The 15,587-nt window shown below is 41.8% G+C and carries 14 protein-coding genes; 5 read left to right on the forward strand and 9 right to left on the reverse strand.

Going from position 1 to position 15,587, the window contains the following annotated elements:
* Positions 1-97 precede the first annotated feature (97 nt).
* A complete protein-coding gene (locus TSUB_RS22090; RefSeq protein WP_087022978.1) occupies positions 98-1,534 on the forward strand; it encodes a serine hydrolase domain-containing protein in 1,437 nt (478 codons plus the stop codon).
* A 21-nt stretch (positions 1,535-1,555) separates the two neighbouring features.
* Here TSUB_RS22090 and TSUB_RS22095 read toward each other — a convergent pair whose 3' ends face one another.
* The gene (locus TSUB_RS22095) at positions 1,556-2,176 is read right to left on the reverse strand and encodes a LysE family translocator (protein ID WP_087022976.1); all 621 of its coding nucleotides are present in this window, start codon (positions 2,174-2,176) and stop codon (positions 1,556-1,558) included.
* A 198-nt stretch (positions 2,177-2,374) separates the two neighbouring features.
* Here TSUB_RS22095 and TSUB_RS22100 point away from each other — a divergent pair, with 198 nt between their 5' ends.
* Complete coding sequence (locus TSUB_RS22100) at positions 2,375-2,941, forward strand: helix-turn-helix domain-containing protein (protein ID WP_087022982.1); 567 nt, start codon at positions 2,375-2,377, stop codon at positions 2,939-2,941.
* 225 nt (positions 2,942-3,166) lie between these two features.
* On the opposite strand, the gene TSUB_RS22105 is transcribed toward TSUB_RS22100, so the two are convergent.
* The 8 genes from TSUB_RS22105 to TSUB_RS25305 all read right to left on the reverse strand — a co-directional run bounded on the left by TSUB_RS22105 (position 3,167) and on the right by TSUB_RS25305 (position 11,426).
* Positions 3,167-3,877, reverse strand: a complete 711-nt coding sequence (locus TSUB_RS22105) for an acyltransferase (RefSeq protein ID WP_087022974.1) — start codon at positions 3,875-3,877, stop codon at positions 3,167-3,169.
* Positions 3,878-3,884: 7 nt separating this feature from the next.
* Positions 3,885-4,418 (reverse strand): ATP-binding cassette domain-containing protein, encoded by a 534-nt coding sequence (locus TSUB_RS25130; protein ID WP_246616477.1) that lies wholly within the window; start codon positions 4,416-4,418, stop codon positions 3,885-3,887.
* Between the two features lie 125 nt (positions 4,419-4,543).
* The gene (locus tag TSUB_RS22110; protein WP_246616478.1) at positions 4,544-5,974 is read right to left on the reverse strand and encodes a cysteine peptidase family C39 domain-containing protein; all 1,431 of its coding nucleotides are present in this window, start codon (positions 5,972-5,974) and stop codon (positions 4,544-4,546) included.
* Positions 5,965-7,104: an HlyD family secretion protein gene (locus tag TSUB_RS22115; RefSeq protein ID WP_221274601.1), complete on the reverse strand. Its 1,140-nt coding sequence runs from the start codon at positions 7,102-7,104 to the stop codon at positions 5,965-5,967. Before TSUB_RS22115 ends, TSUB_RS22110 begins: the two co-directional genes overlap by 10 nt.
* A gap of 133 nt (positions 7,105-7,237) precedes the next feature.
* Positions 7,238-8,233: a radical SAM protein gene (locus TSUB_RS22120; protein ID WP_087020277.1), complete on the reverse strand. Its 996-nt coding sequence runs from the start codon at positions 8,231-8,233 to the stop codon at positions 7,238-7,240.
* A gap of 411 nt (positions 8,234-8,644) precedes the next feature.
* A complete protein-coding gene (locus TSUB_RS22125) occupies positions 8,645-9,640 on the reverse strand; it encodes a glycosyltransferase family 2 protein (RefSeq protein WP_246616479.1) in 996 nt (331 codons plus the stop codon).
* 8 nt (positions 9,641-9,648) lie between these two features.
* Positions 9,649-11,055 carry a protein adenylyltransferase SelO family protein gene (locus TSUB_RS22130; RefSeq protein ID WP_221274602.1) on the reverse strand — a complete coding sequence of 469 codons (1,407 nt, stop codon included), beginning with the start codon at positions 11,053-11,055 and terminating at the stop codon, positions 9,649-9,651.
* Positions 11,040-11,426 (reverse strand): toxin-activating lysine-acyltransferase, encoded by a 387-nt coding sequence (locus tag TSUB_RS25305; RefSeq protein WP_221274603.1) that lies wholly within the window; start codon positions 11,424-11,426, stop codon positions 11,040-11,042. Before TSUB_RS25305 ends, TSUB_RS22130 begins: the two co-directional genes overlap by 16 nt.
* Before the next feature lie 724 nt (positions 11,427-12,150).
* Here TSUB_RS25305 and TSUB_RS22140 point away from each other — a divergent pair.
* From TSUB_RS22140 to TSUB_RS22150, 3 genes are read left to right on the forward strand one after another with little or no spacing between them, the layout of a single operon-like run.
* On the forward strand, positions 12,151-13,086 hold the full coding sequence (locus TSUB_RS22140; RefSeq protein ID WP_087018020.1) for a sugar ABC transporter substrate-binding protein: 936 nt from the start codon (positions 12,151-12,153) through the stop codon (positions 13,084-13,086).
* Between the two features lie 19 nt (positions 13,087-13,105).
* Entirely contained in the window at positions 13,106-14,623 is a 1,518-nt protein-coding gene (locus TSUB_RS22145) for a sugar ABC transporter ATP-binding protein (RefSeq protein WP_087018018.1), read from the forward strand.
* Positions 14,610-15,578: an ABC transporter permease gene (locus TSUB_RS22150; RefSeq protein ID WP_087018016.1), complete on the forward strand. Its 969-nt coding sequence runs from the start codon at positions 14,610-14,612 to the stop codon at positions 15,576-15,578. Before TSUB_RS22145 ends, TSUB_RS22150 begins: the two co-directional genes overlap by 14 nt.
* The last annotated feature ends 9 nt before the right edge of the window (positions 15,579-15,587 follow it).

Here is a 15,587-nt window from a genome sequence, read left to right on the forward strand (position 1 = left end):
CACTTTATTTCAACGCTCAAACATATATCCAGTCACATAATGGTTTTTTTCACTCCCTTTGAGTGAAATTAGTAATTTGTTTTTACAGGAGAGAAAAATGAGAAAGGCTGCATTCACATTCGTTATGCTAAGTGCGATTTCGCCATTGAGTAATGCCACGGGTAACTTAATCGACGCCATAGAATCTAACCTCTATTCCCCCATCGAAATTGTGGGGGACGCGCCCTCAACGTTACAACAACGCATGGCGCACTATCAGGTTCCGGGCTTGGTGATCGCCGTCATCAATGATCATGAACTGGCCTGGGTTAAAGGGTATGGTGTCAAGGAGGCTGGAAAGGCCGCGCCTGTTACAGAAGAGACGCTCTTTCAAGTCGCCTCAATCAGTAAAGCCGTCACATCAACAGCAGTGCTCCACTTAGCAAGCCAAGATAAAATTGATTTGGACAAAGAAGCGAACGACTACCTCACCAGTTGGAAAGTGCCGGATTCAAAACACACCACCCATCATCCAGTATTAGTGCGCCATTTTATCAATCATACCAGCGGCCTAAGTCAACATGGTTTTCCGGGATACCCTATCGACCAGCCTGTACCTAATGCGGCTCAGATACTGACAGGCGAAGCGCCCGCTAACACTGAAGCGGTCCACTCCATTCTTCCGCCAGGCATTTCGTTAAAATACTCTGGCGGAGGATACACTGCCCTGCAGCAACTGCTCATTGACCACTTTGATATCCCTTTCGCGGCGCTCTTAGAACAGACACTGCTCTCACCACTCAAGATGGAGAACAGCACATTTGAGCTACCTTTACCTGAATCAAAATCGGCGCAAGTCGCCACTGGCCATCCGCAAAATGGGCTGCCTATTGAAGGTCGCTATCATCAATTTCCTGAGCTCGCTGCCGCTGGTCTTTGGACAACCGCCCCCGACCTCGCCAAGTTTATTATCGAAATCCAAACAGCCTTAAAAGGCGGAGAGAGCCATCTCATTGATCAGAAAACCGCAAAGACACTCACCTCACCCAGCATTGTGCCTTACCATGGCATGGGCTATTTCTTAAATGACTATCAACGCGACGGTAATGGGTACTTTGAGCATTCTGGCTGGAACTATGGGTATGTGTCCCGCTTCGTCGCTCATACTCAGTCGGGGCAAGGTGTCATCGTGCTGACAAACGCCAATCAGCCGGGAATATTGTCTGAGATTGTTAATAGTGTTGCTAAAGCCTACGAATGGCAGGATTTCTCTATCGCGCAACGCACACCTAAGACAATCACAGAGGATGAAATCACGCTGGCTATCGGCACTTATCGCCATGAAAACGGCTACGAGATGTCAATCTTCCGAGAAGGTAAGCGACTCTTTATCCAGTTCCCTGAGCAAGAGAAAAAAGAGCTGATTAAAACCGCCGATTACACCTTCATTCGACGAGATTTAGAAACACCGATGATCATTTCACATCAAGACGATGGCGTAGGTCTGGCATTTGTCAATCCAGATGGTTCAAGAACTGAGTACACGAAGCGCTAGATGATTGATGTCGCAAACGTGTCAAGCCGGCCAAATGAGGGCGATTAACTCTCTCACTACCGGATAAATAGACCAAACGAGTAGCAGTGCCATGCTGATGTTAAATGCGCGGCGCTGCTTTTCGGACTTCAGTAACTTGGTCATCTTTGAACCAAACCACAGCCATACCCCAACACTTGGAAAGCTGGCAATGAAGAAAACCGCGGTTATCAGCAGTGCCTGTGCAAGATAGTTTACGTCTGAACCTTGCATAAATGCCGTCACCGCACCCAGCGCGACCACCCACGCCTTGGCATTCACCCATTGAAACATCGCGCCTTTCAGAAAGCCCAAAGGCTTGGTTTGCTTATCCCCGCTCCCTGTACCTTCCGCACTGGCAATTAACCAGGAGAGGTACAGCAGATAACTTGTCCCCAACACTTTCAGCCCCAGTTGCAGATTGGGAAACATAACGAAAACCTGTCCAAGACCAATACCCATTAAAAACAGCATAAAGCTAAAGCCAATACAGATGCCCGCTAACAATGGGAGGCTTCGTTTCACACCAAAATTGACACCCGACGTCATCACCATCAAGTTGTTAGGCCCCGGCGTCGCACTGGATACCACCGCAAACACGACCACTGACCAAAGATACTCCATCACTACCCTCTCACTTCCCATCCCCATTCACTGCATCCGATCACCAAGTAATAGACTCAAGCGACTTCAAATTGTTTGCGTGTGGGTCTTGACCTTAATGACGTTTATTCCGAACATACTGGTCATTAAATCGAACAGATAATCATCAGTTTGTCGAAGTTTTACCCGTTCGTCAAATTGAACGTGGAGTTTTTTAAATTGAACAAGACAGTTCACTCTAAAGCACCGATAGCACAAATTGCCAAGGCGATTAATGAAGAGCGAAAGCGTGCTGGTCTTTCGTTATCTGAAGTCGCAAAGCAAGCCGGCATTGCGAAATCAACGTTATCGCAATTAGAAAATGGCAATGGGAATCCGAATATTGAAACGCTGTGGGCCATCTGTCATGTACTGGATATTCCCTTTTCGAGGCTCATCGAGCCCGCAGAGCCACGCGTCACACTCATACGTAATGGCGAAGGAGTCTCTGTATTGTCAGAGCATAGTGACTATGAGGCCACCTTGCTTTCGGTGTGTCCCGGGTACGCCAAACGCGACCTTTATACCTTGGCCGTCAACCCAGGCTCAGTAAAATATTCTGATCCTCATAATGCTGGTGTCATCGAGCACGTGTTGATAGCGCAAGGTAAAGCCCGTGTTGGGCTCATCAACGAAGCCCACATTCTCAATCATGGCGACTACATCAGCTATCCCGGTGATCAACCCCATTTGTTTGAAGCACTTGAAGAAAACACGCTCGCCATATTGATCTCAGAGTACCGTTGAAACATAGAGGCAGGCATCTAAATGTGTAAAGTTCAGGTAGCACCCCAACGAGATCAAGCCAAAGGTATGAAAGCGAAATAGTTAGGAGAGTTTCGCTTCTTATCACGCACTACAACGAGATTATCGTTGCGCTAGGCCAGCAAAACAGTGCTTTCCAAACCAACAAAGATATTCTCAATGTGACAGCAACTAAAGGCTACTCAGCTAAAGTACCCGGCTGTTACACTAATAGTTAAGCGCGGCGTAAACTTGAGCGTCAATCTGCTCTTGAGTTGCATCTTGAGTTCTATGCCATGTAACACCATCTCTTTGTTGCGTAGCAGGTACACCACCTATTATAGAGTTCCTAGGCGTGTTCCCCTTTACTATCGCACCAGCAGCAAGTATTGAGCCAGAACCAATATTAGATCCTTTCAAAATAGAGACTTTTTCACAGACCCACACATGCTTACCGATATGGATACTTTTGGGGGAATTGGTGATTTCTCGCTTCATGATATCTATCACGGCGTGGGAGTCTGTTGTGCGTAAAATAATGCCGTATGAGAACATACAGTCTTCTTCAACCACAATCTTACTCCCCCGTTGAGCAACAAAAGTAGTATCCTGAGCGGTCACCTTCTTATGAATATGAACCAAATTATGCTCACCCTGCAACAGAACACATATTCCCAATTCAAAATCTATGGGTGTTTCACCATCAAGCCTAAGTAGATTGTTACTTCCAAGTAAGGTTACTTCTGCACGTAACCTAGTATTTTTACGAATAGTTATCTTATTTCCTTTCCCTAAGACACCATTAATCGAACACTGTATACTGCAAGTGTTCTCATCCTCAAACTCAATGTAATTATCTACTTCCTTACAATTACCAGAAAAGGAAAATCCCAAAGATTCTAGATACTCGTGGTCATTTCTAATGTTGAAAATATGCATGGTATACCTATAACTCTATTACACGATCAGCCAAAGCTATTGTTTCTGGCCGATGTGCTATTTGAAAGACAGTAATCCCTAGATTTCTTAGTGTATTGTTTACCACTTTTTCATTCTCTACATCTAAATGACTTGTAGCTTCATCTAGTAATAAAAAGCGTGGCTTCTTATACAACGCTCTTGCCAACAACACTCTCTGTTTTTGACCACCTGATAAAGAGCTACCCATTTCCCCAATTAATGAGTGATACCCCATCGGCATCGCGCTAATTTCATCATGAACATTAGCTCGAACTGCACACTCGATAGCCCATGTTAAGTCAGGTTCTTGAGAAAAGAATGAGATGTTCTGTAATATTGATCCGTTAAATAGACGATCATCTTGAAAAACTGTTCCGACTGATTGTCTTAGAGTATTAAGATCTGTCTTGTTAATGTCTTGGCCAAACGCCGAAATAACACCCGATGTAGGCTTATAAAGTCCCATTGCCAACTTAGCTATGGTTGTCTTTCCAGTTCCAGATCTTCCAACTAAAGCCACTATTTCGTTTTTAAATACCGTAAAACATAAACCGTCAAATATTAGCCTTTCATTTTTGGAATAGGAAAAGCTTACATTGTCAAATGAGAGAATTTCTTTGCTATCAGAAATTTTCTTATCACTAATTAGGCGTAGATTTTCTGGTCGAGACTCCTTTTGGAAAGAACAATATCAGCTAACCTCTCTGTGTGCACACTCAACATCTTATACTCAAAAATCTTATTAATAAGAGAGAAGATACTACTTGAAAATCGAGCTTGAAAGGACAGGTATGCCATAAACATTCCGATAGTAAATATCGAGTCTAAAACGAGATTAGCACCCAAGAATGTAACTATCGCTGCTGAAACACCTACGAGAGACTGATCCATTAACCCATAAATCATCCCCAGCTTTCGCTCATAGAGTTGAGTGTTTCTACGTTTAACGTTGAGATTTAACCAAACGTTTTCCCGCATACTTGTGCCGCCATTAACTCTTACGCTGAGAATACCAGACACTGTCTCTAAAAAATGGCTATTCTCTTTGGCATTTGCCATCCAAATATTTTCTTCCGCTTTCTTGAAACTATCAAACCACAATAGTCTCATTGTTACGTATACAAATGTCGTAGCAATACTTACCATTGATAACATGGGGCTATAAAGAAACATTACGGACAAAGTTAACACTACTATAATTGAATCAAGTATCGCTTCTACAATATTTTCTGTAATAGCGTGCTGGACAACATTAATTGAATCAAACTTGGCTGAAATATCTCCAAGCTCTCTCTTTTCAAACCAATCAATAGGAAGCCTAATCAAATGATTAAATATATTTGCAGCCCACTGCATGTTAAAGTTTACCGAGAGATAAATTGTACTCCACTCTCGAGCTAGACCAACAAGCATCTGTGTAAATGCTAATAGGAGTAAACCAACAATTATGAGTACTAGCAAATTTTCATCTTTACCTACCAGAACTTCATCTATGACGAGTTGATTAATAAGGGGCCCGATTATAATCAACAGTTCTAAACACAAGGCAAATATGAATATTCGACCAATTGCGGACTTAAAGCCTTCAGTATTCCCTATTAAGTCAGTTATTTTAACAACTCTTCGGTTATCCTCTTTTTTAAACCCAGGTGCTGGTATTAACTCCAGAGCCACACCAGTAAAATGCTCATTAATATCATCTCTATTTAAAACAACTTTACCTCTAGCCGGATCATGAACTGTGTATTTATTACCTTTGATCTTATCTAGTACAACGAAGTGGTTCATATCCCAGTGTAAAATACAAGGAGTCTTTAAATGTTCCATCTCATCAATTTCTACATGTAGTGCTCTAGCGCCTAATTTTATTTTCTGGGCGCAATCAATCAAGGACACCATTGTCATGCCATTTTTTGAAACATCACAAAACTGACGCATTGAATAAAGATCTTGCTTAAAGCCATGCCAATCCGCAATCATTGTAAGACAAGCGATGCCGCATTCTGCCGCTTCCGTCTGACGAATATCTGATAGCTTTCGTCTAAAGCCCCAGTTAAGCGCTTCATTTAGTTCCATAATGTCTTCCGATGTAAACCTGTTATTGGGCCCAAAAGCCATTCAGACAAATTTCGTTTCTCTACATTTATGTCTGCAGAAACTAGCATCCCAATTTTTAGCGGCTCTTCATTCCCGTAAACAGTTACCGTATCTTTTTCTAAAGAGACAAGTATCTTAAATAATGCTTCTTGATCTTTTCTAACAACAGAGCGCAACTGTGAAATTTCAGAAGGAGAATAAGTAGATCGAGAAATCTGCTTGACACTCCCGGATTGAATGCCAAATTTTTCATAGGGGAAAGTTGGAAACCGAAGGCCAACATTTTGATTAGCTTTTACAAAGCCTATGGAATGGCTTGGAGAATAAAGCTCAACGAGTAACTCAGAATCCGCTGGAATAATTGAAGCCAAGACATCGACTTCCGACACGGTTTGACCAACTTCAGCTCTTAGTCCTGTAATAGTTCCATCAAGTGACGCTTTAATGACAGTTGCGCTAGAAGACGACAGTTGAACTATTTGAGCGAGTATTTCATCAGATTGACGCTCGAGTTGACTCTTTCTCAACTCACCTTGTAGTTCAAGCTGGGCCAACGTAAACTCCAATTGCGACAACTCTCGTTCCAATCTTCTTACCGATAGGGATTTTTCCTCTTCAATAGCCTCAAGTTCTGCTAAGTCAATCAATGAATTTTGATACGCCAATTCAGATATGAAGTTCCCATCTAACAATGACTCGTAGCTCTTCACTTCTTCTTTTTTTAAGGTGGTTCTTTTTTTCGATAGGTCATATGAACGATTAGTCACTCTCAATTCCTCCGAAATAAGAGAAAAATTATGCTTATTTAAGCTAATATCGTTCATATTTATTAAATATTCACTTTTCATCTGGTGAGAAATAGATTCAAGCTGTCTATTTAAATTCTGTATTATTTTTTCAGTTATGTCTCTACCGTTGCGATCATATCGATCGTGATTTATTACAAACAAAGTTTCACCCTTGGAAACATAGCTTCCTTCGGTGACGAGAATTTCCTCAATATTTCCTTGACTGCTAGGAGATAGCTTAATAACACCATTAGAAGAAACAACAATACCTTCTAAATGAACTTTCCTTGAATAAGTCCCATAAGATAAAAAAGCAATCATGGACGTCATTAAAATAAGACAAAGGGAGACCCATAGTCGCTGGCTTATTCCAGACTTTATAAGAATAGTCCCTCTTAAAGACTCATTTTGAACGCTTACAAAGTCACGCCTAAATATACTTCTACCTTCCATTCTAACCTGTCTTCATTATAATGTTGTTCTCTATATGCCGACTTATTGGATTCTTAATCTTAGTGGAACATATATCTGCACCACACTGACAAATCTTTGTTTTACAAAGTGTTGGCTCAATAGGGAAATCAAAATCTTTATCAAAAACTGTACCAATTGGGCCATCTTGCATACACCAAGCTCTATATATATCACCTTTAAAAGTAATAACTATATTCTCTATTCCCGCATTGCATGACCAACCAACAAAATTAATCTCTTGCTCAACTAAAAGGTCAAAGCTACTTCTTTCAATAAATTCTCCATTTGGCATTTCAACACTGACTAAACCTCTTGGCTTTGGAATATTTTTATTGACACTATGGCCTCTAAACTTCTTCATAATTTCGTCTTGAATATCAGTATACTCATAACGCTTAGTAAGGCCGCCATGCCCAAATCCATGATAAAGTGGTTGCATTGATATTTCACAAACAACCTCATTTTTTAGCCTATTAGCGAAACTTACACACTGTTCGAATCTCTGTGGATTCATCATTACATTCACAGTCAAGTTTGTAGTTGGAGAATCAGCAAGTATCTTTGCAACATCAACAAATTTATCATCATCAACGTACTCTGAATGATAACTCAAATATACTCCATGGAGAGCAGGTACATTTTCTCTCCACCAATTTAAAGACTTAGATGCATTTGAAATGATTGAAACCAATCCGCCTCGATTATGAATATCCCAAACTAGTTCCTTGAACCAGCGTAGAAGTGTAACCTCACCACCACCTAACTCAAAATACGGTTTTCTTCCCAAAGACTCACAATAGTCAAATACTCGATTTATAAAGCTAACTAATACATCGTATTCTAGTGCCTTTATACTGCCACTATTCAGGTCAGGATGACAGTATGAACATTCGTAATTGCACTGATTCATTAGAGCCCAATTTATGTTAATGTATTTTTCACCATCACCGGCATTATCTAGCTTTATAAATTCCATTCGTTCATCTCCTTAATAGAGGGGCAAGGCCCCTCTAAAATTTCTTAGCTTAATTTCTCGTAAGATGGGCGGCCAGGGTTAGGCTCACTCTCACCTGGTGGATAAGTTGGCTCACTCTCACCAGCACCAGATACGTATGCAAGTTCCTTTTCATTTAATTCAAACATTTTAATTTCCTCAATTTGCAGCAGATGTGCGCTGCCCACAAGAACACTTTATGTGCTCAATTCTTAACTTATCTCGTCAGCCATTTCTTATCCCTTCCGATCATTTCGTCAATGTACCCTAACATGTTGGGCATCCACGTAATAAGATCCAAGAAGGATAGAAACAATGGGATAAAAACTATATCTCCCATCGAGTGACTGTTTTCATCATCTAATTTGGAATGTAGTAAAAGAAATGCCGCATTCAAAAAATAGTGGCGGTATAGATTGCCAATGGCAGCCACATATTAAAAATAATAAGTAAAGGAAAGGTAATTAATATTGGTGGCGTAAAATACTGAATCGTTGTAAACATAAACACGGGCAATGACGCAAATCCACTCTGGGTCGATACTTTCCAGGTTTCAAAAAAGGCTTCTACACGACCTCTAGCCCAACGTCGACGTTGCCTAAAGAGAGATCTACTATCATCTGGGCATTGTGTCCGCGCTGTAGCCTTGCTCGCATAGCCGGTTTTATAGTTATTTGCTAACGCCTTCCAACACCATGAAATATCTTCAACGAGCCAAGCACTCCAGCCTCCCAATTGCTTAACGACATCTGCCCGATGAGCAACGAATGCACCAGCCAATACAGGTACCATGCCCATCTTATCTTGTGCACTTCTCAAAGCTCGATAAACACCAGCATGCTCGTAGTATTGCGATTTAACGAGTATTGACTCACTACTGTTATCAGGCACAATGTATCCGCAGACAGCAGCATATTTATCATCACTCGCTATTTTTTCAGCGAGGTAAAAAACGCCCATTTCATCGATACAAGTGTCGCTATCAACAACAATATAAATATCACCTCTTGCCACATCTAAACTCAAAGCATGATCAAGAGCAAACCCTTTTCTTCCACCATTTTTCTCAATATTGATCAGTTCAAAATCGTGATTTAGATCAGTGCTCAACAACCACTCGTCTACAATTTTTGGAGAGTCATTTGTTGACCCATCATTAATAACGAGAACTTGTAATTTTTCTACTTTTATTTGATTGTTTATACTATTCAATGATCGAACTAGTAGCTCTGGATCTTCATTGTAGTACGGAATAAAAACTGTAGAGCTTGGCAATTTCTCATCATAACTACTTGTGGTCTTTTTGAAAAGAAACACTAAAAGTAGCCCGGCATTACCTACTAGCTCAAATAGAAAAAGCACTGATATCATTAAAGACATATTATCCATTATAGTACCTATTTTTCTGGCATTGACTTTACTGCATACTCATCTATCAACTTTGAAACCAAAACTGAGCTTGCAGCCATATCAGTTAACAAAGGGTTTTTAACTATGATGTATTTAGTGAAGAACATGTCTCTCAACAAAAAGTTATATCTAAATTTTTCAATTTTTAGTTCTTCCAAGATTTTTATCACTTTCATCTTGAAACTTTTAACATCAAACTTTTCCATCATTTTTTCTTTATTCAGTCCATCTCTTAGCTGAATTTTTATTTTTTCTCCTAATCTTTCTAAATCTGAGTATGTCAAGGACGAATCTAAATTTAATCCGCATTCAAGTGCGGTATAATAGTTTTCCTTCTCTTTGATGTGACAAAGAAACTCTTTTTGTATGTCTTCTACGTCTTGAGAAACTAGTTGTCCTTTGCCATATTTAACAAAGTAGTAGGTCACATTCTTAATCCAGGAGCTTATACCACGGTGATCATCCCAAGTAGCCCCCATTCCACCAGAAAGAAGGTAATTATCAAAATCTGGAACTGCCGTGATAGTTCCAAAATCTAAAAATTCCCCCTCAATTCCAATATTAGAGCTTGACAAAGAACCATGAGGTATACCCTTTATTCTCGACGCGGCAACTTGTTCTGCTATTTTCCGAAAAGACTGAATTAGCCTATCTTTGATCGAGATTTCTTTAGAGTCACAGTCAGAAACAAATAGTTCTATATTTTTCTGAACATAGACATGATCTAGGTCTCTTAAATAGTGATACTCAGGATAGGGCCAATAATATAAAGCTCGCTCATAGTGCGCTGGCCTGATACACCACTCTCTTATTGCTATTGCTGCCGGCTGTTCAATGAGCTCACCTAATCCATGGTCAGACATGAACGTTCTATTTGTACTAATTATTGCAACCGTGCGCAAAGCGCCATGAGGCAGGTTGTTGTGGCAGATTTCTCCCCAAATTGCCTCTCCTACTGCTTCAGCAAGACATAGCATGCCGTCAGAGTGCCCTTCGTCAATATTCATACCAACGAGGGGATTCACGCCATTACCCTTAACTTGAAACTCTCCATTAACTCCACATCGAGAGCTTCCTCCATTACTGATTGGCGCATGACATCCATATCGGTCAGCTAAAAACACTCTTTTATCTTGGCGATCAATTTCATTTTCTTGAGCATACGTCTCTGTTACATAAGCATAGTTCTCTAGTATAAAGTCATCTATATTTTCAAAATCGATGTTTCTCTCTAGAAAATATCTCCTATTGACCCACATCACTCGAGCATTTTTTAATTTATAAGTACTGTACGATATAAAGCTATCATGCGATAATACTGAGCCAAAAATCTTTGTGTTATTTTCACTTGGGCATATATTAGTTTTCAAGAGCCTTTCTAGTTTTTTGTCCATTTTTTGCACCAGGTTACTTTTCCTTTAGAATCTCTCAGTATGTAGCTTACAGAATTTATATCATTTTCAAAAATTTTCTTCTTAAGCTTAAAAAGTTTCTTCAAATGGAATTTTAAGTCGAATGGAATACATACATCTAGAATAATTAGATTATTACCTTCATTCCAGCATGAGTCATGCGGATAAAACCTATCATCAGATTCGTAAGATTTTAATGTTGTTTCGTCAACCCAAGCCCATGTAACATAACCAGTATCATATCGATCATAGGGGCCTTTCAATAGTAAATATTGACAATGGTTCACTGCGGGTTCTAACCATTTTACAACAGATCTAACTGATATTATTGCTCTCTTTTTTCTAGTGTACATACTTTAATTAGCTTTGCTAACTCACAAAGTCTTGCTTCTTCACATGTTACACGTTCATCTGTACCCAAAATAATTGAGTTTATCTTATTTATTGGAAAGGCCATAAGTAATCTCTAATAACCGATATCTCATATCGACTATAAGAAGCCTAATTTTTATTCAACAATGTTAATTCTCTATGTGGAACCACTCCTCATTGGTAAGTGTAATTTAGTGTAACAAAATACATTAATGTGATTGCATACGCAGCACTCAAAAAAATTGAAGGATTTTCTCATTATAAATATGTTTATTTTATAGCGCGAATTATATTTTCTAATCATTAAGTTAGGACCACATCAACGCTTGTAGATGAAAATGATTATCAATTAATTGGTTTTTAGATATTGGAAAAGACGAAATTTATTTCTTTAATTGTTCGAATTGAAGTCATCTCATACCGATCTCAGAGTACCGCTAATACCCTGACTAACTTTCCTGACCAAGGGTTTGCTTTTACATACATTTTTAACTTTTTGCGAAATGAGAAAAAGTTTCCCATTTTAATGCTCAAATTGAGCAAATTTATTCCCACACCCTATGCACCTATCTTAATAGCCATGACGAGAAAAACTGCTAACACATTGTTTTACAAAGTTTAAACACTTCTCATTAACTATTGGCACACTAATTGCGGTAATAATCCATCGTTTTATGGATACGTGGTTTGTGCCGGGAGTTTCTGATGCGAAAATGTCTAGCTATCTGTCTCATTTTTTTAGGTTTCTCTGTCAGCGCAGTTAAAGCCAACACCTACGATATCGCCGTCTCTTTTCCCGGTACCGTAGAGTTCTTTAGCATCCAAAAGAAAGGAATGGATGCCGCAGCAAGAGCACACGACGTTAAATTGATTTACGCCGACGCAGAATGGGATCCGGGTAAACAGTTTTCTCAAATTGAGAATTTTATTGCTCGTGGTGTCGATGCCATCTTGCTCTGTCCTTCCGACGGTCAAGCGCTCCGTCCTGTTGCACAAATGGCCGCAGAGGCCAAAATACCCTTGATTACCTTTACCAATCCTTTGGGTGCTGACCCAGAAGGGCAATATCCCGGCGTAGTGACATTTATTGGTAACAATGAAGTCAAACTAGGAAAAATGCTTGGCGACATGGCTGAACAACTGCTCGGTGATCAGCCCGCCAAAATTGTCCTTATCGAAGGTACACCCGGCACGCCGCCGCAGCGTATGCGTTCTAAAGGTTTCCGCGATGTTGTCGCTACCCATCCCAACTGGGAGATCGTCTATAGCCAAGGCGTCACTGGGTGGACAAAAGAAGGCGCACTGGCCGTCATGGAAGCGGTACTACAAACAGGCAAAGAGTTCAATCTGGTCGCCACTCAATGGCATGCCGCCGCTTCAGCGACTGTCGTTGCTTTAGAAGAAGCGCAAGTTGAGCGTCCTATTTTTGTAACCTCACTCGAACTGTCTAAAGCACTCGTTCCCGCCATTCAGCAAGGAAAAGTGCACGCCACAACCAACTACTCTATCTATGACGCAGGTGTCCTCACCATTGACACTGCAGTGAAATACCTCGAAGGCCATAAAGTCCCTAACTTTATTGAGCTGAACACCATTGTCGTCGACAAAAATAACGTCGATTCAGTACCTGCCGAACTCTAATCTAAAGGCTGAAGACACAATGACCAAACTGGAAGCTCGTTCACTCAGCAAACGCTTTGGCAACATCGATGTGTTGTCACGCATCAACCTTGTCTTCGAAGGGGGCGAGTGCCATGCCATACTGGGTGAGAATGGTGCTGGCAAGTCGACGCTGGTTAAGGTGCTTTCTGGCGTCCTGCAACCTTCATCGGGAGACGTGGTACTCAATCAGCACCCCATTCGCTTCCGTTCACCGTTAGATGCCTCTCATGCTGGTATTGCCATTATTCATCAAGAAACCAGCTTAATTCCTACAATGAACGCCGTCGAAAATGTGTTTCTTGGTCATGAGCTCACCCAATCTGGCGGCATCATCGACATCAAGCAGCAATTAGCGGATTACGCAACCTTGTGCCATCGCTTGGGATGTGACATTGCCCCTCATCGACTTGTTGGCGATTTAAGTGTTGCAGAGCAGAAACAGCTTGAGATCCTTAAAGCGCTGAATAAACAGTCGCGTGTCATCATTCTGGATGAGCCAACAGACTCCCTATCAGAGACTGAAAAGTTACACCTGTTCGAACTGATTAATCAGCTCAAGTTACAAGGACTTACCCTCATCTATATTACGCATCACCTTAACGAAGTGTTTGCCGTGTGTGACCGTTTAAGTGTCCTTCGAGATGGCAAACTCGTCGGTGAATCCAGTGTATCGGGGATCACAACAGACGAAATTATCACCATGATGGTGGGTGCCAATAAAACCTTTTTGGAAAGAAAACGATCAGATCTTAGTCGAGCCAAGTCTTTAATTGATATCGTTAATCTTCATGATGATATCCGTATCAATGGCGTGAGTTTCGAGGTCAAAGAGGGGGAGATCGTCGCGATAGTCGGCCCAGTAGGCGCAGGTAAAACCGAAATCGCAAAAATGATCAGTGGCGCAACCCCGCCGACGAAAGGTCATGCTATCTGGAAAGAACAAGCGGTACTCAAACTGCAAAGCATTCGCGAACAAGTTGAACATGGCATCATGCTCGTCAGTGAAGACCGCCGACGCGACGGGATTATTCAAGAGCATGAAGTCTATAAGGTGATGTCCATCCCTGCACTCACAGAAATGTCGCACTTTGGCATTATCGATGAGGAACGAGAAAGGAAAATCTGCCAGTACTATGCATGGCTATTGAATATTCGAACTCATAACCTTGCGCAACCCATTGATGAACTGAGTGGCGGTAACCAACAAAAAGTCATTATCGCGAAAACCTTGGTCAAGCAAGCCAAGCTGTTAGTTCTCGATGAACCCACCCGTGGTATCGACATCGGTGCACGCGGTGACATCTACCGCATTATTGATGAACTCACCGAAAATGGTCTCGGTGTGATCCTGTTCACCAGTGATATTACTGAAGCACTCAAACTCGCTGATCGAATTCATACCCTTCAGCACGGCACACTCACCCATACTTTCGATCATTACGCGTCAGCAGAAACGATCTCTGCTGCACTTCAAGCGCCTACGACTCAAAGGAGGCAGCACCATGGCATCGAATAACGTTTCAGTCACTCAGCACAGCTCTCGCCTGTTATCACTGATGAAGCAGCATGCGCTGCTCATCGCCTTTGTGGCACTTGTGCTTATTATCGCTGTGTTTACACCCAATTTTCTTTCAAGTGCAAACTTAATCAATGTGCTTCGCCAGAGTGCGATCGTTGGCCTGATCGCTATTGGCTCAACCTTTGTTATAACAGGAGGTGGTTTCGATATATCCGTCGGGTCAATTTTGGCCCTTTCTGCTGCATTAGTACTGGGATTTCAAGCATGGATGCCATGGCAGCTTGCAGTCCCTGTCGTGATCGCAATTGGTGCGATGATCGGCATGATCAACGGCATCCTCACTGCCAAAATTGGCATTGTAGCTATCATCACCACTTTGGGCACCATGACCATACTGCGAGGTGTCACCTACATCTATACAGGGGGCTACCCCATCGTGGGTGAGTCTGAGGCCTTTCGGGTCTTAGGATCTGGCTATATTGGCCCTATTCCGGTGCCCGTACTGCTGTTTATTCTCATGGTCGCACTGGGTCAGTTTGTCCTAAGCAGGACAAAACTGGGGCGCTATACCTGTGCCGTTGGTGGTAACAAAGAATCGGCGCGCCTGTCTGGCGTACCCGTCGATTTCTATCAAATCATGACATTTGTGATCGGCGGTGCGATGGCCGCCATGGCGGGCATTATCTACGCTTCGCGACTCAACTCCGCAACCCCCTTAGCGGGTCAAGGCTATGAGCTTGATGCCATTGCCGCAACCGTCATTGGCGGAACCAGCGTTGCGGGTGGACGGGGCAGCGTCATCGGCACACTCATTGGCGTCTTGCTGCTTACTGTCGTCAACAACATGTTTAACCTACTTGGCGTTCCCGTGTACATCCAGTACGTGATAAAGGGCGTCATCATCCTAACTGTGGTGGGCGTTGATGCTTACCACCGTCGCGAAAAATATTAAGGAAAGAGG

Origin of the sequence: Thaumasiovibrio subtropicus (genome assembly GCF_019703835.1) — a bacterium.
GTDB classification, from domain to species: Bacteria; Pseudomonadota; Gammaproteobacteria; order Enterobacterales; family Vibrionaceae; genus Thaumasiovibrio; species Thaumasiovibrio subtropicus.